This is a genomic window from Sphingobium sp. WR1 (assembly GCF_059693745.1).
Map to the genome: position 1 here is coordinate 1 of NZ_JCATID010000046.1, position 20,002 is coordinate 20,002.

At 60.2% G+C, this 20,002-nt stretch carries 25 protein-coding genes and 5 pseudogenes; 17 read left to right on the forward strand and 13 right to left on the reverse strand.

The features are described from left to right. Positions 1–238, forward strand: a pseudogene (locus AC58EF_RS27245) (zeta toxin family protein); the annotation flags it as partial. A 257-nt stretch (positions 239–495) separates the two neighbouring features. Here the strand turns inward: AC58EF_RS27245 and AC58EF_RS27250 are convergent. Then, positions 496–1,524: a DNA/RNA non-specific endonuclease gene (locus AC58EF_RS27250; RefSeq protein WP_497279520.1), complete on the reverse strand. Its 1,029-nt coding sequence runs from the start codon at positions 1,522–1,524 to the stop codon at positions 496–498. 339 nt (positions 1,525–1,863) lie between these two features. Between AC58EF_RS27250 and AC58EF_RS27255 the strand changes: the two are divergent. Continuing rightward, positions 1,864–2,414, forward strand: a pseudogene (locus AC58EF_RS27255) (S1/P1 nuclease). Here AC58EF_RS27255 and AC58EF_RS27260 read toward each other — a convergent pair. The 3 genes and pseudogenes from AC58EF_RS27260 to AC58EF_RS27270 form a co-directional block, all read right to left on the reverse strand. Then, the gene (locus tag AC58EF_RS27260) at positions 2,385–2,579 is read right to left on the reverse strand and encodes a helix-turn-helix domain-containing protein (RefSeq protein WP_497279540.1); all 195 of its coding nucleotides are present in this window, start codon (positions 2,577–2,579) and stop codon (positions 2,385–2,387) included. The pseudogene AC58EF_RS27255 and the gene AC58EF_RS27260 sit on opposite strands and share 30 nt — an antisense overlap. Next, a pseudogene (locus AC58EF_RS27265) lies at positions 2,561–2,707 on the reverse strand (Tn3 family transposase); the annotation flags it as partial. The gene AC58EF_RS27260 and the pseudogene AC58EF_RS27265, both read right to left, overlap by 19 nt. 725 nt (positions 2,708–3,432) lie before the next feature. Beyond that, entirely contained in the window at positions 3,433–4,665 is a 1,233-nt protein-coding gene (locus AC58EF_RS27270) for a diguanylate cyclase domain-containing protein (RefSeq protein ID WP_497279521.1), read from the reverse strand. 429 nt (positions 4,666–5,094) lie between these two features. Here AC58EF_RS27270 and AC58EF_RS27275 point away from each other — a divergent pair, with 429 nt between their 5' ends. The 8 genes from AC58EF_RS27275 (at position 5,095) to AC58EF_RS27310 (ending at position 9,114) form a co-directional block, all read left to right on the forward strand. Beyond that, positions 5,095–5,901 carry a S1/P1 nuclease gene (locus AC58EF_RS27275; protein WP_497279541.1) on the forward strand — a complete coding sequence of 269 codons (807 nt, stop codon included), beginning with the start codon at positions 5,095–5,097 and terminating at the stop codon, positions 5,899–5,901. A 70-nt stretch (positions 5,902–5,971) separates the two neighbouring features. Next, on the forward strand, positions 5,972–6,103 hold the full coding sequence (locus tag AC58EF_RS27280; RefSeq protein ID WP_497279542.1) for a DUF5818 domain-containing protein: 132 nt from the start codon (positions 5,972–5,974) through the stop codon (positions 6,101–6,103). Continuing rightward, on the forward strand, positions 6,100–6,294 hold the full coding sequence (locus AC58EF_RS27285) for a DUF6961 family protein (protein WP_497279522.1): 195 nt from the start codon (positions 6,100–6,102) through the stop codon (positions 6,292–6,294). Before AC58EF_RS27280 ends, AC58EF_RS27285 begins: the two co-directional genes overlap by 4 nt. A gap of 141 nt (positions 6,295–6,435) precedes the next feature. After that, positions 6,436–7,095 (forward strand): S24 family peptidase, encoded by a 660-nt coding sequence (locus tag AC58EF_RS27290; protein ID WP_497279523.1) that lies wholly within the window; start codon positions 6,436–6,438, stop codon positions 7,093–7,095. Positions 7,096–7,177: 82 nt separating this feature from the next. Next, positions 7,178–7,687, forward strand: a complete 510-nt coding sequence (locus AC58EF_RS27295; protein ID WP_497279524.1) for a helix-turn-helix domain-containing protein — start codon at positions 7,178–7,180, stop codon at positions 7,685–7,687. Between the two features lie 65 nt (positions 7,688–7,752). Further along, on the forward strand, positions 7,753–8,118 hold the full coding sequence (locus AC58EF_RS27300) for a hypothetical protein (protein ID WP_497279525.1): 366 nt from the start codon (positions 7,753–7,755) through the stop codon (positions 8,116–8,118). A 41-nt stretch (positions 8,119–8,159) separates the two neighbouring features. Then, positions 8,160–8,612 (forward strand): hypothetical protein, encoded by a 453-nt coding sequence (locus AC58EF_RS27305; RefSeq protein ID WP_497279526.1) that lies wholly within the window; start codon positions 8,160–8,162, stop codon positions 8,610–8,612. Beyond that, positions 8,572–9,114, forward strand: coding sequence for a hypothetical protein (locus AC58EF_RS27310; RefSeq protein WP_497279527.1), 543 nt, complete (start codon positions 8,572–8,574; stop codon positions 9,112–9,114). The genes AC58EF_RS27305 and AC58EF_RS27310 overlap by 41 nt, the downstream gene beginning before the upstream one ends. A gap of 246 nt (positions 9,115–9,360) precedes the next feature. Here AC58EF_RS27310 and AC58EF_RS27315 read toward each other — a convergent pair whose 3' ends face one another. Together AC58EF_RS27315 and AC58EF_RS27320 are read right to left on the reverse strand one after the other, a co-directional pair. Next, positions 9,361–10,044, reverse strand: a complete 684-nt coding sequence (locus AC58EF_RS27315; RefSeq protein WP_497279528.1) for a hypothetical protein — start codon at positions 10,042–10,044, stop codon at positions 9,361–9,363. An 84-nt stretch (positions 10,045–10,128) separates the two neighbouring features. Next, positions 10,129–10,989 carry a hypothetical protein gene (locus tag AC58EF_RS27320; RefSeq protein ID WP_497279529.1) on the reverse strand — a complete coding sequence of 287 codons (861 nt, stop codon included), beginning with the start codon at positions 10,987–10,989 and terminating at the stop codon, positions 10,129–10,131. Between the two features lie 251 nt (positions 10,990–11,240). Here AC58EF_RS27320 and AC58EF_RS27325 point away from each other — a divergent pair, with 251 nt between their 5' ends. The 4 genes and pseudogenes from AC58EF_RS27325 to AC58EF_RS27340 form a co-directional block, all read left to right on the forward strand. Then, positions 11,241–11,657 carry a hypothetical protein gene (locus AC58EF_RS27325; protein ID WP_497279530.1) on the forward strand — a complete coding sequence of 139 codons (417 nt, stop codon included), beginning with the start codon at positions 11,241–11,243 and terminating at the stop codon, positions 11,655–11,657. Positions 11,658–11,804: 147 nt separating this feature from the next. Beyond that, positions 11,805–12,191 (forward strand): hypothetical protein, encoded by a 387-nt coding sequence (locus AC58EF_RS27330; RefSeq protein ID WP_497279531.1) that lies wholly within the window; start codon positions 11,805–11,807, stop codon positions 12,189–12,191. Then, positions 12,188–13,165, forward strand: coding sequence for a CBASS cGAMP-activated phospholipase (locus AC58EF_RS27335; RefSeq protein ID WP_497279532.1), 978 nt, complete (start codon positions 12,188–12,190; stop codon positions 13,163–13,165). Before AC58EF_RS27330 ends, AC58EF_RS27335 begins: the two co-directional genes overlap by 4 nt. 222 nt (positions 13,166–13,387) lie before the next feature. Then, positions 13,388–13,589, forward strand: a pseudogene (locus tag AC58EF_RS27340) (transposase); the annotation flags it as partial. A gap of 18 nt (positions 13,590–13,607) precedes the next feature. Here the strand turns inward: AC58EF_RS27340 and AC58EF_RS27345 are convergent. From AC58EF_RS27345 to AC58EF_RS27375, 7 genes and pseudogenes are all read right to left on the reverse strand, one after another. After that, a pseudogene (locus AC58EF_RS27345) lies at positions 13,608–13,913 on the reverse strand (alpha/beta family hydrolase); the annotation flags it as partial. A 12-nt stretch (positions 13,914–13,925) separates the two neighbouring features. Continuing rightward, entirely contained in the window at positions 13,926–14,129 is a 204-nt protein-coding gene (locus AC58EF_RS27350; RefSeq protein ID WP_497279533.1) for a hypothetical protein, read from the reverse strand. A gap of 140 nt (positions 14,130–14,269) precedes the next feature. Further along, complete coding sequence (locus tag AC58EF_RS27355; protein ID WP_497279534.1) at positions 14,270–15,085, reverse strand: Ros/MucR family transcriptional regulator; 816 nt, start codon at positions 15,083–15,085, stop codon at positions 14,270–14,272. A gap of 613 nt (positions 15,086–15,698) precedes the next feature. After that, positions 15,699–16,010 carry a hypothetical protein gene (locus AC58EF_RS27360; protein ID WP_497279535.1) on the reverse strand — a complete coding sequence of 104 codons (312 nt, stop codon included), beginning with the start codon at positions 16,008–16,010 and terminating at the stop codon, positions 15,699–15,701. A gap of 460 nt (positions 16,011–16,470) precedes the next feature. Beyond that, positions 16,471–16,914, reverse strand: coding sequence for a hypothetical protein (locus AC58EF_RS27365; protein ID WP_497279536.1), 444 nt, complete (start codon positions 16,912–16,914; stop codon positions 16,471–16,473). 53 nt (positions 16,915–16,967) lie between these two features. Next, positions 16,968–17,312, reverse strand: a complete 345-nt coding sequence (locus AC58EF_RS27370) for a hypothetical protein (protein ID WP_497279537.1) — start codon at positions 17,310–17,312, stop codon at positions 16,968–16,970. A gap of 64 nt (positions 17,313–17,376) precedes the next feature. Beyond that, positions 17,377–17,994 carry a LuxR C-terminal-related transcriptional regulator gene (locus AC58EF_RS27375; RefSeq protein WP_497279543.1) on the reverse strand — a complete coding sequence of 206 codons (618 nt, stop codon included), beginning with the start codon at positions 17,992–17,994 and terminating at the stop codon, positions 17,377–17,379. 248 nt (positions 17,995–18,242) lie between these two features. On the opposite strand from AC58EF_RS27375, the gene AC58EF_RS27380 reads away from it, so the two are divergent. The 3 genes from AC58EF_RS27380 to AC58EF_RS27390 form a co-directional block, all read left to right on the forward strand. After that, positions 18,243–18,683, forward strand: coding sequence for a sigma factor-like helix-turn-helix DNA-binding protein (locus tag AC58EF_RS27380; RefSeq protein ID WP_497279538.1), 441 nt, complete (start codon positions 18,243–18,245; stop codon positions 18,681–18,683). A gap of 71 nt (positions 18,684–18,754) precedes the next feature. After that, positions 18,755–19,567, forward strand: a complete 813-nt coding sequence (locus tag AC58EF_RS27385) for a DUF7146 domain-containing protein (RefSeq protein ID WP_497279544.1) — start codon at positions 18,755–18,757, stop codon at positions 19,565–19,567. A 33-nt stretch (positions 19,568–19,600) separates the two neighbouring features. Beyond that, the coding region (locus AC58EF_RS27390) for a ParB/Srx family N-terminal domain-containing protein (protein WP_497279539.1) at positions 19,601–20,002 on the forward strand (402 nt) is incomplete at its 3' end.

Here is a 20,002-nt window from a genome sequence, read left to right on the forward strand (position 1 = left end):
AGTCGAGGAAGGCGGCCATATTGTTCCCGAGGACAAGATCCGCACTCGTTATGCGCGCGGTGCACCGTTTATCCGAGCCGCAGTCCTGAAAGCGGATCGCGGTATGGTCCTTGACAATTCCAGCCTCAACCAACCACCGAGCCATTGCCTGACATTCGCGAACGGGCGCCTGATCTTCGCATTACCGCACCTACCTGGCTGGATCAGATCGGTTTATGAAACAGACCTTGATATCTAACGCCAAGTGCGAATGATGGTTGACTGCCGCCGACAAGTCAGACCTACGGAGATATCGACGTTTGTTTGAAACCTGCCGCTCATTCANCTAACGCCAAGTGCGAATGATGGTTGACTGCCGCCGACAAGTCAGACCTACGGAGATATCGACGTTTGTTTGAAACCTGCCGCTCATTCAACTTGAACGCGACGTCGCAATTCATATGACAAGCTTTTGGGCATGCGGGACATCTTCTCTCAAGATCCAGACGAAATGGCTCAGGGGTGGCTGCGCTGCCGCGCGCATACGGCGTTGCCAGAATCCCAATAGCGGGTTTCAACCGGCCAGAGCGCGGTTGCCTGCGCATTGATCAGCGCCTCCCGATTTGGCCTGTCCGGGAAGAAGCGCAGGCCAGTTCGTGCCTCGATCTGGGCGATCGATACGAGTTGGGGGCGGTGATCATAGATATGGTTCTGGGCCCGCGCCTGGTTGCAGTTCATCCAGGTCGCATTCGGAACGGCCTCTCCCTGCTCGTTCAGCTGGTTGGGCTGTTCGAAGACAAAGGCCAGCGTGTCGATGCCTGACGGGCTTTCATGGACAAGGATCTTGAAAAAGGCGTCGGGTATCTCGACCGGTAGTTCTCCAGGGTCGCCGATCGTCAGCCTAGGTGTAGCAGGATCGAAGATGGGCCCGGTTATCACCCAGACGCTGCGGTATTTATTGGAAACGGCGGCTGAATAATTCTCCAGATGCTGCCAGGGCCCCTGATTGAGGTCCTTGGCCTGAGGGGAGGCGTTCCAGAAATTATGTGTATTGCAGCTGGCCTGCGCGCTGATCCGTTGAGCATGATCGCTCATCGCCAGATGGCCCCGGTTCCAGATTTCGCCGGCGCCGCGATAGCTGTCATCGATCCTGCGGTTCGTCACGCCCTGGATGCTGTCGACAAGCGGCACAAGTTCCGGTGACGTGTACCAGCGGTTGGGCCGCCCGATCGAGACTGGCGGCTCGGCATAATCGCCATTCGCATCGGGAGCGACGCCACGAAGCTCGTAGGCGACAAATTGCGGGTTGAGGCGCGGGGCGTGCCGGACCTCTCCATCCTCTTCCCCTCCATCGTCGAAGGAGGAGTAATATGCGGTGAAGGTCTTGGTGAGGCTGCTCCCGGCCGGTGCGACCCGCCTATGATCATGATCGGTTGTGACAAGCGCCGGATAGGGCGAGACCGCGGCGTTGCTGCAAGGAAAGCTCTGCGCCATTGCGGGGGCAGCGATGCTGCCCAAGATGATGGCAATGACCCATGATCGCATATCGGCATACCCCTTTACCGCTATGTGCCTGGCACTGATTGCAGTCAGAAACCTGATCGAGCGACCATAGCATGTTCGTATCAGGCTGCCCCAACCAAATAGCGCGAAGCCCGCTTCCCATGCGCATGTAATCGGGCCATGGGGAGGCATGCGGAATATCGGACTTCTTGCCATCGCCCTCACTTTCGGGGCTTTTACCTCACCGGCAGGCTTGGGGGCCGATCGGCCACCAGGTTACCGGCGCAATCGCAGATGAAAATCTGAGCGGCGTCGCGCGCCAATGTGAAGATCCTGCTCGGAACAGAGAATCTGGCCGAGGCGGCAACCTCGCCCGATGACATGAAATCCGACCCGGCCGATTTCTGGCAGAAAAAGGCTGGCCCATGGCATTATATGACCGTCCGGGAGGGTGATGATAACAAGGGTTCAGATGCGCCGGCAGAAGGCGATGCCATGACAGCCCTCACGCGCTTCACAGCCACGCTGCGCGATCCCAGGGCGTCGCCTGACGACAAGCGTCTCGCCCTTCGCTTCATAGTCCATATTATTGGCGATCTTCACCAGCCTCTCCGTGCAGGTGGAGGAAATGATCGGGGGGCAATGATGTCAAGGTGAACTGGTTCGGTCGGTCGACCCACCTGCACTCGGTCTGGGACTCCGCCATGATCGAGCAGCGCTCGCTGTCCTATTCCGAACTGGCCGGCTGGCTCTCGCGGTCGATCACGCCTGCGCAGATCGTCGAATGGAATGACCGTGACCCTTCGGTCTGGCTCCATGAAAGCATCGCTCTGCGCAAGAGGCGTCACCTCAAGGTCTGTGCGCCAAACAACGATTTGACGGACATCATGAGAACATGGTTGTCAGACGGCCGCGCGCAGATACTGGTATAGGGTTTCGCGGCTGATACCCAGATCGCGGGCGATGATGGCCTTACGCTCGCCGGCTGCGACGCGGCGACGAAGTTCGGCAAGCTTTTCGGGGTCGTTTGCGGGAGGGGGCGAAATCCTAAGGATTTGGGCCAGTGATATTCGCCGGTGAGATTGATGTGCTCCCAGCCCAACGGCGAGACGTGAGTGAGGAGGTCGGGCGGAATGGCGACGCCGCTGGCAGCTCCGCTGTCGACGACTTCGCCGAGTTTCATCGTGTTCCAGTAGAGCCCTTGGGTGCGGCGTCCAACGTCCAGCTGATCCTGTCCGTGGTGGTCTCCGCACCGACAAGCATCAGCCGATGCTGGAGATTTCGCGGATCATGGTGCCGATGAGCTGACGAGCGCGCCGCGGGGCTCCGGTATTGAGGCATTCTGTTGAGTGTTGCCTATCTCAATGCCGGAGCCAGTGCGGGCGGGCGGCGAGGACATGACCTTGAGAAAACGTTCGAAACGTCGGCAACGGCTCATCGTTTTGGCGCCGTGCCACAACCTCGGCTCATCGAGTGTAGCGAGCGGCCTGCCGCAGAAGCGATGTTGCAACATGGAGGAGCGCGGAAACGTCGCCACGCGAACCCGAATAGACGTCAGTAGCGGTATTCGAGTGCGGCCGCATCGACATCAGGCGTTAGAAATTTGGGGCGGGTTCTAGCTGCCACCGACGGGTTGATTGTGACCCGAAGCGGCACAACTCAATAAGTTCCGCCGTTCACCCTGCATTTGAAACGATACGCGGCGCTTTTTGATAGGCGAATCACCCAAAGTTGCTAACAATTCGGAAGCGACCTGAAGGGCCCATGCAGCAATGTGGGGGCGTTCACACCTCTGATCGGCAGCCCATCGGTGGCCGATTTTTTGCCGACGCCCCATCGCTGTGCGAGAATCGAGGCAGGGAGGTGTGAGCAGCGGGCCGACCGCCAAGGACCACCGACCCTCGATCCGCCTCGTCCTCGTCGGTAAAGCTCGGAGCGAATGCGATGGGGTCAGGCTACTGCGGGTGCAACGTCGCGGTGGTCCTCGGGTAAAAAGAAGCGAACCTGCGCCTTGCCCTTGGCTTTCGAGACATAAAGCGCGGCATCGGCACAGGCGATGAGGCGTTCCATTTCGACACCGCATGTCGGCGCCAGCGCGATTCCGACGCTTACGGTGACGCTCATTTCGACACCGTCGATCACGTAGGGTTCGCTGAGTTGGCGGATGACCCGGCGGGCGAGCAGTTCGGCCTGATCCGGATGCTGTACGTCGGCCTGGACCAGAAGAAATTCGTCGCCGCCAAGCCGCGAGACCAGGTCGTTCGACCGCAGGGTCGCGTTGAGCCGCGCGGCCACTTCGAGCAACATCTTGTCACCTGCGGGATGACCGTAGCGGTCGTTGATCGCCTTGAAGCCGTCCAGGTCGAGATAGTGGACGGCCATCTGCTTCGCCGCTTCCTGGGAGGATCGGAGGCCGGCCTGAATACATTCGCGCAGCAGCAGGCGATTGGGCAAGCCGGTAAGCGGGTCGAAGCGCGCGAGTTTCGCCAGGTCGTGCTTGGTGGTGAGATGGTTCACCGCCGAGGCGTAGAGGTGCCTGACGGACCCCAGGCTCATGCCGGCGACCGTCAACAGCAGCAGCGCCTCGAACGCAAAGAACTCGGCATGAAACGGCTCGTCATATTCGCGGGCGGCATGCACCAGCATCGCGAGCGCAGTTGGGACGACGGCCAGGGCGAGCGCGATCACGCAGAGCCTGGGCCTGCCGGCGTTTCTCGAGACGATGCCGGCTCCGAAGGTGAAGACGAGGCTGATGGTGCTGATATGGAAGAGCGGCTCATGCGTGGTCAGCGCGCGAATGTTGAGGCCCGCGAGCAGGAGCGCGAACACATAGGTTCGGCGCGCATAGCGCGCCTCCCACCGTTCGAGATCCCTGATTGGCTGAGACGCTCCGCCGGCCCGATGATAAGCATTGATGACGAGGATGCGCGCAGCGGTGACGGCGACGGCGCTCAAGGTCAGGGCCGCAATGACGGCATCGTTCCATTTCAGGTAGATGAGCGTGCCCACGGCGATATAGAGGAGGCCGAAGCCGACGATCACGAACCGCATGGAAAAGAGCGTCGAGAGAAGATCGCGATAAACCGCGTAGGGCAGTTCGGAATTCGAACCGCCTTTGAGCGCTCCAAGCAGGAAGCGCAGCCAACCTCTCACCCCGACTTGATCCATGGCCAATGTTTCCATGAATAAGGTTAACGAAATTCTTCCGATGCGGTGAATTGAAGCGGTTGTTGATTGCCGCTGAGAAGTGACCCACGCATGGAGTGGGGCCCCGGTGTCGGACAGGTTTCAGGCCGCCGATTTGACCATGGATCCGGCGTGTAGCTCCTCAAACTCGACCGGGCTCAAATAGCCCAGAGCGGAATGCAGTGGGCGTCGATTGTAGACGCGGTCGATGAACGGTGGAAGATGGGTAGCGACCGATCTTGCGATTCTTCGTCTCGTCGGCAACGTCAAAGAGACTTCGATGTAGAAATCTCTCATTTTGCATCGGTGCGGTCCGCAGCACCGAGTCATCCGAAATCCCAGCCGGGATCATGGGCATCCCTGGCAATCACTCTCTCAGTCGGGTCATGGCTTCCCGTCCAGAAGAAAAATTGGCAATGGGACATGATGCATAGATCCACACTGCTCGCTGTTTCGCTGGCCCTGTCATCACCGGCCTATGCCTGGGGCCCTGTCGGCCACCGCATCACGGGAGCCATCGCCGATGAAAATCTGAGCGGCGTGGCCCGGGCCAATGTTCGCATTCTGCTGGGTACGGAAGATCTTGCCGAGGCCGCCACATGGCCTGATGACATGAAGTCCGACAAGGCGGATTTCTGGCAGAAGACGGCAAGCCAGTGGCATTATGTGACCGTCAAGGAAGGCGATGAGTATCGGCCATCCGATGCGCCGGACGGTGGCGATGCGATGACGGCGCTATCAAAATTCACCGCAGCCCTGCATGATCCCAAGGCGACGATTGAGGACAAGCGTCTGGCGCTGCGGTTCATCGTCCACATTATCGGAGATCTGCACCAACCCCTTCATGCTGGCGGCGGCACCGACCGGGGCGGCAACGACGTCAAGGTGACATGGTTCGGTCGCTCCACCAATCTCCACTCGGTGTGGGACTCGGCCATGATCGAGCAGCGCTCCCTGTCCTATTCCGAATATGCCGGCTGGCTCTCCCGATCGATTACGCCGGCGCAGGTGATCGCCTGGAGCGACGCCCGCCCGGCAGTCTGGCTTCGTGAGAGCATCGCCTTGCGCAAGATCGTCTATCCCTCCGATCCCGCCCTCTCATGGGATTATGCCTATCAGCATCGCGGTGAACTGGATGATCGCCTGAAGCGTGGTGGCGTCAGGATCGCGGCCTATCTAAATTGGGTGTTCGACGATCGTTCCGGGACCGAGCAATCGGGAAAGCGGAAATAGGATGCCCAGAGGTACGCGCCATGATTTGATCGGCGTGCTTCTCATGCGAGGCTCAAGTCCGATCCTGCGCATGGCAGATGGAGGGGAGTGGCGGCTGGACCTGTCTGGCCGCTATCGTCACCTTCTTGGCACTTGGGTGCAGGTGGCAGGGTGCCGTTCGGAGTTCGATATGCTGGACATCGAGACTATCAGGCCGGCATGACGATCACGGAGGAGCAGGTCATGCTGGGAGCGGCAATCATGCTCGTCAAGCGGCATGGCGATCAGGCTCCGGTGAGGGTGGCCGGGCGAATCGGCGAGCTTGCGGCCGAAGGTGACGAGATGGGTGTCGCCCTCTGGAAGGCGATCGCGGCTTATATGGACGATATCCTGCGCGCAGGCCCGATGCAGTAGATTGCGGCGCTGGCGCAGGCCGCGCCCGAACCGCCCTGGAACATAGACAGGGGCGGCTTTCAGCCACAAGGTGGGTCTTGCGCATATCCTTGATCAAAATGCCTAACTTGACCGCACGCATCATTCTTGTGACGGTGGCCCATGGCTACAGAAGTCGCGATTATACTGGATCGATTGATCGCTGAGCGCGGTGATACCTATGCCGGGGTTTCAGGCATGCTGGGCCGCAATTCCGCCTATATCCAGCAATTCATCAAGCGCGGCACGCCACGCAGGCTGGCCGAGGAAGACCGGCAGATCCTCGCACGCTATTTTGGCGTTCCAGAGGAGGTGCTTGGAGGCGGCAAGGAGGCGGCGGCGCATGTTCCCCTATCCGACAACGATGCGGTGACGACGACGGTAGCGCGCCTGTCGCTGGGCGCTTCGGCGGGCCACGGGACATTGGATGACGATCAACAGCCTGTCGATCGCGTTGCATTCGACGTCCGATGGCTTCGTCAACTCGGCATCGATGCCAGGACCGTGACCATCATACGGGTTGATGGCGAATCGATGATGCCCACGCTCAATCATGGGGACGACATCATGGTCGACCATGCCGACGGTTCCGGCCGGCTGCGCGACGGCATTTATGTGTTGCGGCTGGACGGAGCACTGATGGTCAAGCGGGTCGCTCTGGGACCGATGCGCGGCCGATTTTCCGTCCGGAGCGACAATCCCCTTTATCCCGACTGGAGCGATCTTGATCCGCAACTGGTTCAGATCGTGGGTCGCGTCATTTGGGCTGGGCGACGGCTTTAACCCTTGCGTGGTATTAACCACGGCATTGCATTGAGCGCAGGAAAATAGGAAAACTCCCTCGCAATTGGAGGGAGCCTATCGCATGCCGCAGCGTCTGGCAGAATTGACCGAACAACAAAAGCGCTGCCTCCGTTTTGTCCATCAGGGCCTGACCTCCAAGGAAATCGCTCTCAGGCTGACGACGACGCCTGGCGTCATCGACAACTATGTCCAGGCCGCCGTGCAGAAGCTTGGCGCGCTCAACCGCAGGGAAGCCGCGCGCCTCCTTGCGGCCATGGAAGAACCCGTGGTGCAGCAATTGCACCTGCAATCGGAACCTCTTGCCGAGCCGCCAAAATCCGCCACTCTGGATGTATCGCTGCCGGGGCCAGGGCGGGTGGCGATGCCTGGGATCCACAGGGGTGTGGCAGGTAAGATGGCAAGCCTCTGGATTGCGGTGTGGACCTGGTTGCTGCACCATATTGGAGGGCCGCCACATGATCTGAACAAGGCTGAAACGATCCGGTCCATCCTGTGGACCGCCCTGGCGACGACCGGCGTCCTCGCCTGCATCATCACCATCTCTGCGTGGCTGAACTACAAGGCCACCTGACCCTTCCCTGATATCGCCAACTCGAGAACGTGCGCGGCATCGTGCCTGCACGAAGGAGATTTCTCATGCCCAAATCGGAAGAAACGATACTGCCTCTCGACCGTGACCGCTTCCTGACCCTGACCCAAAGCATATTTGGCACCTATACGCATATCGATGCCGCCATGGCGCACACGCTTCGGCTGGCGGGCGATATGGTCGAAACCGCCGGTGAAATCGGCCTCGAACCCAATGTCAGCCAATCGCTGTTCAACGACCTGACAAACTGCCTCGGAACGATGCTCCTGTCGCGTCAGCAGTTTTTGAAGGTTCATCGCCGGACACATTCGATCCGCAAGCGCACCACCGTCGCCTGGGAAGGCTGTCCCTACACGATCGACGGCGAGCCGGCCACGTCGACGGGTGCGACCCATCTCAAGGCCGTAGCCTGAGTGGCTTGACGCGGAGCGGATTATCGTTTCCCACCCGTGGAATGATCGCCCTAAGCTACTCCATCGCGCTGTCGATAACCGCCATTTACGCGCTGTCTCATGGCGGTCGCGAAGGGCGGGCGATTGTCGCCATCATCGGGTTTCTGTTCGCTGTTTCCTTCATTCTCCAACATGCGTCAGACGATCCTGGCTTCACGATGGCAGCGAGCCTGGGCGTGGATCTGGTTTCCCTGGCGATGAAGATGGGACTTGCCTTGTCCAGCCGGCGACGCTGGCCCATCATCATCGCCGCTTTCCAGGTCAATTCCGTGGGTGCACAGATCGCCATTCTGCTCTCGCCGGCCTTCAAGCTGAACTTTCACATCCTGGCCTCGACCGTCTGGGCCATCCCCACACTTGCGGTGATCGTGACCGGCATATTCCTTGATCGCCGGTATGATCGCGCCATGACCGTTGAAGGAATTCGACGTGGAAAACTGGAATCCGCGACATGATGTAACGCAACCATCGTTCATGCGTCAGGCTCAGGTAAAGAGCCTGACCGCGCAGTTCGAAAAATGGATCAGCCATAACCTTCCCCCGCTAGCGCCGGACACCGGATCGGACTGGATCGGGTTTGCTGCCGACACCACTCCAGCACCGGTCAAGTCTGCCCCGGCCGCAACCGGCTCGGTCGATTTCTTCCGCAGGCTTCAAAAAGCCCGGTACCGCCGCGCGGAGTTCTTCGGAGGGGAGCTGTTTGTCGATCCGGCATGGGACATCATGATCGATCTCTACATCGCGGCTGCCGAGCACAAACATATCTCCGTCTCGAGTGCCTGTGTGGCATCTTGCGCTCCGCCCACCACCGCGCTTCGCTATCTGACGATCCTGACAAAAGCCGGCATCATCGTTCGTACAGCCGATGTCCGCGATGGCAGGCGATTCTTTGTCCGACTAAGCGATGAAGCCCGGCAGGCGATGACCGATTGGTTCGAATGCACCGGATTTGCCTGAAAGACACTGCGCTGTGGAGGGGCAAACTTGAGCGAACAGAATGAAAAAAATTGGACCAACCGGTCTTGGGAGCTTGAAATCAGCGATTAATGACTGGAAAGGCCGGTTGACCGGCAGCTACCATGATCTGCCTGAGGGATCAGGGCGAAGATTCGGGTCGCTATTCGCATCCCTCAACCGGTAAACCGCCAGCCGGCCTATGCACATTGATCAGGTTCGATCCCTTCGCGGCAAGCGGCCCCTTGCTCAATGTTTCGTGACCGACGACGGTGGTGTGTCACCCTCGAACGTCAAGGCGAGGGGCCAGAGCGCTGTCTTCGTGAAGAACCGCTCAGATCGGCCCTGGCGGGTCTCCTGCAACAAGCCGAGCCAGCACAGAGGCCGCAGGACATGCACATAGATCATCGACTTGAGCTGGCAGTCCTTTGCGTCGGCGCCCGTCAGTCTAGCGCAGAACTGCTGGTCCGTCATGCCTGAATGGGCCTCGAGGTTCACGGCGTTGAGGACCGAAACCCATTCGATCTCCAGCATGTCGTCATGCCCGGCGGCAAGAAGCAGGTGCTGGGCCAGGGTGATCCACAGGCTTCCTGGATACTCCAATAGGTTCTTGCCCATCCTGGTGATGTGCAGGAAGCCTTTACGGTGGCGGGCAAGCTTGGCGGCCAGCAACAGGTCATGCAGTACCACCAGCGGAGGAAAGTCGTGCTCGTTCAGGACCTTGTTGAGCGTATAAAGCTCATCGGTGGCATAGCCGGCCCAGTTGAACGCTTCGGCCGCCCAGGTAACGAAGTATCGCTTCAGGGCCCTGTTGGGGGTCAGGCCGATCGGACCGGTTTCGATGAGATAACGCAGGGTCAGGAGGGCGGCGCGATGCAAGGGCGAGAGCGCCAATTCCGGGGCGTCGGCGGCTGGGGCGCGAAACTCGATCATGATGGTCGAGGCTCTGCCCCACGATAGGCCTGGAAACAAGAGGAGCCGAGGCTGACGTCGTCACAGCGGCAGCGCTCGCCGGATTCAAAAGCGCCGGTGATCCTGACCGTCGACAGAGTCGCAGCTGCCGCGAAACGCATAGGGCGCGGTACCCTGGATGCTGATCTGCCCGCTCCGCCGGTTGATCGTGATGAGCGGCTTGTTGAGACCGTTCAGACGATATTTCGCCCGAATGATGTCCGGTCCCGTTGCGACATCGTAGAGATCCCACCAACCGTCGCTGCCCCGGCTGTTGATCGGCGGCACGAGCTTCCTTGGCAGACGGATGCGGCCACCGCCGGCCCAGAGCTGGATCATCAACGATGCGTCGAACTGCTGGCCGGTCATCTCGACCCGGTTGCCATAGTCGTAGCGATCGGTGCGGCTGTTCCATGACCAGCCATAGCGTGTCTCAACGCCGGGCCGTTGTCCGTCGCCGAAACAGACAAGGCCCAGATCGATCATGTTGCCGCCAACCTGATATCGGTCCCGCTGCTCGACATAGCTGGGCGACTGGCGCTGGGTCGAGGCGCTGCCGCCATAGCCCATGTCGGGGTGGTCGTCGCGATCCCGGGCAGGCCGATCATGGGCATCCTGACCGCTATGATGCCGGGCCTCGCGCTGGTTGCAATCAGCAGACGGCGTCGGAGTAATGGAGGCGTAACGGCCGTCCATGGTCGCCACGGTGACGCATTGATGCTCCGCGCCGTTCCACCAATAGGTGTAGCTGCGATCATCACCTTTCTCGCCCCGGATAAATTCATATCCCCGCGACTTCAGCGCCGTCTCGCCGCTCGCACCGCGTACTCCAACAAGATCACCAAGGCGCGAGGGCGTCTGCGCTTGAACTGCGCCTCCGAGTATTGCCAGGGTGAGTGAGGAAAGTACGGCTCTGGTTGCGGACATCAGGATACCCCCTACGCTCCAGTGACAAGCATCTGTTCACGTCAATGATGGCTTATGGTGATGGCACAAGGGCGTCCATCGTTATCGCCGACTGAAGGCCCACCGCCCGCTGACGAACCGGATGGTCGAGGATTTGCTGCGGCACGTACCGCCTTGGATGAAGCGCACAAATGCGATGAACCGAACGGTTTTCATTGTTCCCGAACGGTTTTATCGCTATATGAGGAGAGAACTCAAATAGGATACTCTTCATGGCCACTCTTGCCTCAATGCTATTGCCGATGGTCGACGATGCCGATCCGATGGTTCGTGGAGGCCTCGAGCAGCTGCTCGAGGAGTTCGGCAATGTTCCCGCGGAGGTCGTCGGCTTCGAAGCTGCGAACAAAAGCTTGCCGGAAATTCGCCGACGCGCCGAGGAGCATATACCCTCGTTGCTCACCAAGGGCGGCCGGGTACAGGCGCTGGCAAACGCGACTGTGGTGATTTCGGCGGCACAGCTACTCGAGATTTTCGGACGGGTGATCGAGACGGCGCAAAAGGACGCCCATGATCGTAAGCCCGCAGACGCGATCCTGAAAGAAATGATCGCGATCAAGGGCAAAGGTCGTTCGATCGGCATTGGTCTCGGCGCGGAGGAGGAAACTGTCGGCGGCTATATCCGGTTCTGATCCCGTATGGCACGCTATCTTCTGAGCTCGCGGACCGTTCTCGACATCATCCAGCGTAAGGGGCAGCCAGGCGAACTCTGGCTAGCTGACGCCGCGAGCCAGCATGGCGTCATCGCGCGCGACTTGTGTATCAGCGCGGTAACTCCCATGGCGATCCGGCGCGAGCTCAACAGACGCATCGCTCTCACCATCCTGGGGACATCCGATCTGGATTTCTCGCACGACGATCTTATCCAGATGGGACACAATGCCGAAGCGCTCTTTCGTGACTATGGCGCTGAGGACCGGATTGTACCGATCACTGCGGCGATCGCCTCGCGCTGGGGGGACCTCCTCGATCAGAAGATCGAATATGTCTATCCAGATGACGCGGTCGAGGCGATCGGCAGTGTCCAGAAGCTCGAGATCGCGACCGCGATCGTCGGTCGGAACGACATTTCATACGTCTATGTCGAACGCACGCAAAAGGCCCATGCCCGGCTTAACGGCCTCCTTGTTGCAGATCCGACTCATCCCATCGGAAAGAGTGCATGAACGCGGCGCTGCCGGACAACCGGCATCAGATCCTCTCCCTCACCGGCGGTGGCTATCGGGGCGTCTTCACCGCGTCCTTTCTTCGGCAGTGTGAGCAGCAATGGGGTGTGACTTGGCGTGATCGCTTCCAGCTGTTCGCTGGAACCTCGGTAGGCGCCCTGCTGGCGGCCGGACTCGCCGCAGGCTGCTCGGCCGACATGCTCGTGAAGGCCATGAAGACGCATGGGCCGACCATCTTCGCGCGTCGGCGCCTTGATGGGCCGCGCCGGTTGTTCGGCAGCGCTTCCTACAGCACAGAACCGTTACGGCAGGCCGCGAAAGCCGTCCTCGGCGCGGAGGCGGAAGTACGGCTGGACGATTTTGCGGGAAAGCTTGTCGTCACCGCCGTCAACTATTCACGCGGGAAAACTGAGATTTTCACTTCCGCTGGTCTTGCGGGCGCCGCCGCCTCGAAGATCAAGCTGGTCGATGCAATCCTCGCAAGCGCCGCCGCCCCGACCTTCTTCCCGTTCGTGAAGATCGCCCCTTACGAATACGCCGATGGCGGCCTCGTCGCCAATGCGCCCGACGTCGTGGCGCTGATCGAGGCCATGAGCCGCCAGCGCGCGGATCTCGACCGCAGCTACATGCTCTCCGTCGGGACGGCGAGTTGGAGTGAAGGTGTGCAGACTCGCAACGAACCCGGCAAGCCCGGTATCATCCAATCGCTCTGGGGGCGCCGTCTTGTCCAGACCACGATGGCCGCACAGGAAGATCTGGCTCTACAGCAGATTCGCGTTCTGATACGGGACCGCCATCTGCGGATCGATCGCGAGCCCGACATCGTAAGGGCTGCGGCGATTCGTTCGCTCGACAATGCGAGTCCGCAGGCATTCGATGCTCTTACCCAGCTCGCCGACGAGTGCTGGCAGGAGTGGCAGGATCACCAGGATCAGCAAGGGGACCACCGCCTGCGGGATTTCTTTGCGCGCTAGGCATTCCCTCATGCCTGGTGGCAACGAACTTGTTACTTGCCGAAGCACTGTCGAAACGCAATCGCCAACCGAGAGTGGAACCATCCGGGAGCAGTTTCTTCGCGTCATCCCACGGCAGCTTTTGCGGTTAATTCGGGATGCCAATTACTGTGGCCCTCGAGGTGGTGCCGGTTTTCTGGACAGGGTGTTAAGTTACTCTCGACCTGATGGATTGGTACGGGAATGAAGATGACGAGAAAACGCTACAGCCGCGGATTTCAAGGCGAAGGTCGCGCTGGAGGCGATCCGCGGTGACCTTACGCTGGCGGAGTTGGCCGCCAAGCATGGCGTACACCACACGATGATCGTGTCGTGGAAGCGGCACGCGATCGACGGGATGGCTGGCACCTTCTCTGGAGCCGGCGATGCGACCAAGGCTGGACACGACCGGTCGAACAAAATCTGTCTCCGCGAGCGCATCGCGCGATCCTGAAATGAAAAGCATGGGTATCTCGACCAGGGAGAGATGCTCGGCCCGTTCCATGCCCGGATTCCCGGCTGGGAGGAGAGGAAAACCCAGGAAAGCAAGGCCCCGGACGTCGGGCAGCGGCTGGTTCGCCTGGGTCTGCGATGTCATGCGTCCCCCGAAGGAGCGGCCGCCCGCGAACAAGGGGATATCCGGCGCCAACTGACCTGCTCGTTCCGCTGCCGCCCGCACGACGGCGTGTGCAAGCCTGGAGCCATCTGGACGTTTCGAGCCCTTTTCCATGTACGGAAATTGTTAGCAGAGCGTTGCAATGCCTCGTGCTGCAAGGCCTTGCGCATTCGATTCCATCCCCTTGTGCATCATGCCCGCGCCGGCCCCATGGGCAAAGTGATAGAGCGCTTTCGCTGCCGGAGGGTGCAGCATCAGGCCAGACACCGTATCTGTCCCAACTGCGATCGTGACGGTCTGCCGCTTCATCCGGCCCTGCCTCTCGATCATAAGATTTTCATTTTCTGCGACGACGATAAGCCAGAAACCATCGAATGGCAGTCCTCAGAGCAGCGCTCGCTTCTCTGCTGGCAAGGTGGCCTCAGGCTATGCAGGGTAGGGGACGGATTGCCACCCCCTACCGATTGGTATCAGGCAGAAGGATCGGCTTTGGTCTCAGCACCGAGGTGAGCGCCGGCCGCCGTCAGAGCTGCCTTCAAGGATTTGGGCTTCGACGAGGGCTTCGCCTTGGGCGAAGCCGCAGGCTTCTTCTCGGCCGGTGTGGATTTGGCGGCTGTGGGCGCGGATTTTGCTTCCGCTGCGCCCTGCGACTCCTTGGGGCCGGCAATCGACAGGCGAGTCCGCTTATCCTTCTTCGGTGCGGAAGCTTGGGCTGCCGGCTTGGGCGTTGCTTCAACGGATACCGCCGGGGTTGCCTTCATCTTGCCGGCCGACTTCTTCGTCGGGGCTGGGTCAGCCTTGGCCGAAACAGCGGGCGACGGAGTGCTGCTCGCCTTTGCGACATCAGGGCTTGCCGCCTCCGTCTCAGGAGCGACGGTCATAGCGGCTTTCTTGCCCAGACCCAGTTTCTGGGCAACGGCTCGCCGCGCATCGGAATAGCTTGCCGCCACCAGCGGATAATCCCTGGGCAATTTGTAGCGCTCACGATATTGTTCGGGCGTCAGATCGTGGGTCGCCAGATGGCGCTTCAGCGTCTTGTAAGGCTTGCCGTCGATGAGGCTTAGAATATGGTCGGGCGACGACAGGCTCTTGCGAATGGAAACTGCCGGCGCGAATGTTGGACTTGCGTTTTCATCGGTCACCGCAGCAGGAGTTTCGACAAGCGCGGCGCGGGTAGTCTTGATCAGATCTGCCAGGCCTTCGCTTGGAACCATATTGCGGGAAACATAGGCGCTCAAGAGCTGAACGGTGAGGGTGGTAATGTCAGTCTGCTTCTCTTCGGCCATAGCGCGATCCCATAACAAGTTAATATTGATGCTGTCTGCGTGCTAACGCATCAAATGTAAATATTGCCTGATGGTTGCGTGTGATAGTCGACATATGATTGTTCGATGATCGGTCCGGCTACTTCGATCCCCGATCTGGATCGGGCCATTGGCTGCAGCGCCCGCGCGTAACGCATCTCGCTGCGGCCTCCATGGACGCTGCACAATCCATTACTAGGAACTCCATGCCCGAGATCGATACGCGATCTGACCTCAAATCGCGTCTGGCAAGGAACTGAGAATTCCGGATTGATAGACCCCGGCCGATCATAATTCTGGTATCATCCGGCACAGACCATGGTCATGCACTCCGGTACGCCGCCGATGACAATATATTCGCCTGCATTTGCAGGAAGCCGTGACGCCCGACCAGCATGGCCTCGTTACGCAGGAAAAGCCGCGCCTAGTCGTCATTTCCGGCATAGGCCAACTGTCACCGAGCGAGTGCGATGCGCTGGTCCGGCTGATCTTACAATGGCCCGCGAACCTTGCCCGTGATCCTTTGTCCTGTCGAACGCGACGTTGTCCGGAAGATGGTGGCGGCTTCCAAAGAGCTTCGGCTGATCAACGAAACTCAGGAGCGCCGTGCTGTGCTAAGGGTGAATGGAAGGATCCTCGTGGCGAACAGCGCCGTGTCGGGGGTCGCCGTGTAGATGGGCCCGAGCCGGTCGAGTGCCCGTTCGATAGCTTCCAGCCCATGGGGCGTAAACCGAACCTCGACCCGTCGCCGATTGCGCATCGCCGCTTCCCTCACGATGATCCCGCTCATTTCCATTGTTTCCACTTTTCGCAGGGCTGTCGAGAGGGGGACATTGGCGAACATGCAGAGCGACAGGAGATAAGAGGGGCGCTCTTCCTGCGCGGCGAGAAAAAGCTCAAGCATCATGTCCCAGATCGGGTTCGGACACAGAGCGTAGCCCAAGCAGTCGCCCACGACCTTCCGTGACGCTATCAGCTTTCTGCATATGTCGACGCGTAAAAGCGGCATTGCCTGCATCGGGCTCACTCCGTTTTTGATGGACCAAAGGGGCGGCTGTTGGCCCGGCGATTTTATTACCAGGTCAGTTCTGCGCCGGTGGATAAGGTTTGCTTGCGAATTCTCGGGTTTCGCCGGAGCGTACCGGGATCGAATTCCACGTTTGACCTATTGGTGGCGACACGCACATCGATCTTGATGCGACGCAGTGTTCGGGGCCGCCACTCGGAAAGATCTGGAGGCCTTGCCTACCACCTGTGGGCGCGTGCCGTCATATCGTTCTGATTGGAACTTCGGGCCGACCTTTGATTACGAACGTCACCTCTGACGCGCAGGTGTGTTTACGGCAGAACGGCGAATTCCGACGCAGTCAATTTGATCGCCAGGAAGCGTCATAGTCGCGTTGGCGCAACCTTTCCTGATGGCGCCAGGTGGCAGCGATCAGCATCGATTGCGCCACCCAACTCCAGAAGCCGACAGCTTCGGCGTAAGCCGCCGGGACGATGTCAGGAACGATCGCCCGCGTCAGATGAATGATCACTTCTGCAAGCAACATTCCCGAGATCCAGAGCGGCCAGAACCTTGTGCTTCGGAACGAAAGGGCGAGAAATACTCCTAGCATCGCTGTGTCCACGCCCAATATGCCGGCCTCGAGATTATGGAACCGAATCTCTCCAGGCTGGACAAAGGCGATGCTCGCAAGAACCCCGAGCGCAAGGGTGACCGCCGCGATCTGTTCGGGACGGCCACCCCTTGCAAGGGCATAAAGCGAACTGATGATCAGAAGGCATACAAAGATCATTTGCCTGGTCATCATCTAAGGAGACGAAAAATGTTGCCGCTAGTCAATGGCCTGGCGCTGGCCGATTACGCGGCTCGCAAATGTCGGTCCGCTGCGGGCCGGGCTTCGGCGGCTACCTTGAACACGTCGCCATAGGCCTGTTCGCCGAGCCCCATGTCGTCGCTTGCCTGCTTGAGCCGGGCGTGGGTGGCAATGATCTCTTCGCGGGTTTTGGCCACAAGGACCACCGCCGCCGCCGAGGATCGAAAGGCATCCTGACCAATCGACGCGGCAAGCTTGCCTTCGAGCCGGGCGAGAGGAAGTGCGGCATTGAGCTCAGCGATCCGGGCGGCGGCGATGTCCAGGGCCTCTTCGGCGGCAAAGAGACGCTGCGCAACCGAATGCGCGATGACATGGCGTTGTTTGGGCATAAGGTCTCCTCCGCGCAGTCCAGCGGAATGCGCATATGTTGAAAACAGCGTTAAGGAGGTTCGTCTAGCGGCGGGCGAGACTGTCGAGCGCCGATAGGAACGAAGCGGCTGAGCCGGCCGAGAACAAGGCCAGGGAACTCATCACCGCAACGGCGATCAGGATATAGTAGATGGTCAGATCATTGCTCTGTCTCCGGCTAGAGCGGAGAGGCACAAGTCCAAGCAGGGCGTGGATCACGTTCATCAGGGTCGCCTCACCCTGCGATAGCGCCATCTCTTGCCCCGGCCTAGCTTGCTGCTCCGCGTCGTTATCGACCGGATCAGAGGGCACAATTTTCGCCGACGGCAACAGACCCAACGGCTGGGTACCCAAATTCTGGGGGGGAGGGGGCGCCCCGGCAAGCACGGCTTCATAGGCGCGGATGATCCGTGCCGCATCGTACCTGTCCATGTTTCCCAGGTGCCGGCGCGCCTTGATGATGTGCTTGTCCACGCTCCAGGCGGATATCCCGAGCAGCTTGCCGATCTTCTTGGAGGTGAAATTTTCGGCCACCAGCTTCATGCATTCGCGCTGCCGCTCCGAAATCAGCGGCAGCTTTGTCCGATAGGGTTCCAGTTCGGGCGGGAGTTGCTGTTCGGGCACGAGAGCTGCGACCTTCTGCCATGCCGGCCGCCGGAGCATCTTTGACAAGCAGGGCGACCAGTCCGTTGCGATAGGCAACAAGTGTCATAAAATTGACACGCAAAATCAATCGCCGCGGGAAGCTCTGTCCAGAAGGGTTGCACAGCCGCCAGCCAGCCGTTCGGTCGCAACGTCCGAGGCGTCCAGATCCTGTTGGCAGGGGGCAAGTGTGCCGGCGGGAGGGGAGGGGGAGCGGCGATCCGCCTTGAGCAAGGCATCGTCGCTTCTCGAAATGGGAACAAGCCGCCATGACCAGATGGGTTTCACACTTTTTCCGCTACGCGATCAGCATCTTCCGAACTTGCCGCATGGACAGCGACAATGATGTTCTGGAACATATGCGGGACCATATTCGCGCGGCCAAGTGTGTGCCGATCGAACCCGCGTGCATCGATTCGGCGGCGGGCCTGCAACCCGCGCATGGCTTGCCAAGCGGTCCGGATAACGGGGTTGCGACCGACCGCGTTCCGCGCGTGTACGTCGAGCCATCGAATCATGAGACGATCGATTTTGCAGCGCTGGCGGACCTTGCGCCATTGACCCGGCACATACTGGTCCTGCTGGTCCAATATCAAATGCCTTCAAAGGAGATTTCGCGGCGATTCGGGATCAGTCGTCGGAAGGTGAGGTGCCATTTGCGAAAGGCGATCAGGCAGATCGCGACGCATCAGGAAAGACGTGGGCCGTGAGCACTGACCTGGACAAGGCCGGCGCTGCCATTGTTTGCCGTCTCGGCGGTACCTGGGCCAATGGTGGAGGAATGTGCCGGTGCCCTGCGCACGCGGATCGAACCCCCAGTCTGTCGGTAAGGCGCGGGCGATCGGCGCTTCTCTTCAAATGCTTCGCCGGTTGCACCATTGCCGAAATCCTCCAGGCGCTACGGGCGCAGAGCCTCCCTGTCCCCCGGGACCCAGCCGCCCTGCCTTCCGGCCCTGCCGTGCCTGGTTGGCGGAGCGAAGCGGCATTGCGGCTTTGGCGCGCGGCCCAACCGCTCGATGGCACACCCGCCGAACTCTATCTGGCTTCCCGCAGGATCCGGATTTTCTCACCCGCGCTACGCTATCATCCCGCCACGCCGCTGGGCAGCGGGAGCAGCCTCCGCTTTCTGCCCGCGCTGATCGCCGCCGTTTCCGAGGGCCGGAATATTGTTGGCGTCCAGCGCAATTTCCTTCAGCTCAACGGGCGGCCCGCGCCATTTTTGAAGAACAAGCGAAGCCTGGGCGCATTGCGGGAAGGGGCCGTGCAGCTTTCGCGATCGGCTGGGATATTGGGCCTGGCCGAGGGCATTGAGAATGCCCTGTCTGCCTCCGTTCTGCTCGATATTCCGGTCTGGGCGGCCCTGGGCGCCGAGCGCTTCGCTCATGTTGCGATACCATCGGGTGTCAGTCGCCTTGTCCTGCTCGCCGACAATGATGGGGCCGGGCGCCGCGCAGCCCAGCGCGCTCGTGAAGCTTATGGCCGGGCTGGACGGGAATTGGCGACCATTTGGCCGCCGCAGCCCTTCAACGACTGGAACCAACTGCTGTTGGCAGGAGGGGAGGTGGAGCGGTGGAGGGTGCGGCTTGCGGCCTGATGGTCAGGGTGCGGCGCGCAACGGAGAATGTCCATGACACAGAAGCCACCAATCATTTTCGTTCCCGCCTCCAGGCTCACGGTTGCCCCGACAAACGTCCGCAAGCGGACCGATCCTGTCGCCGACGAAGAACTCAAGACCAGCATCCTCGCCAAGGGCGTCATCCAGAATCTGGTCGGCTTGGCCATCCCGCGCAAGAAGGGTGAATATAGGATCACCGCAGGTGGCCGCCGCCTCAAGCAAGTCCAGGCGCTGATCGAGGAGGGCAAGCTTGACGCCGATTATGCCGTTCCGGTCCTCGTGCTGGCCGACAAGAATGACGCTGTCGAAATCAGCCTCATCGAAAATTTGCGGCGCCTCAATATGTTAGGTCATGTTTCCAGAGTGTCCTTCGATAGGAAAGATTACAGAGCAGTGTGCTTGTTCCAGGCCGCC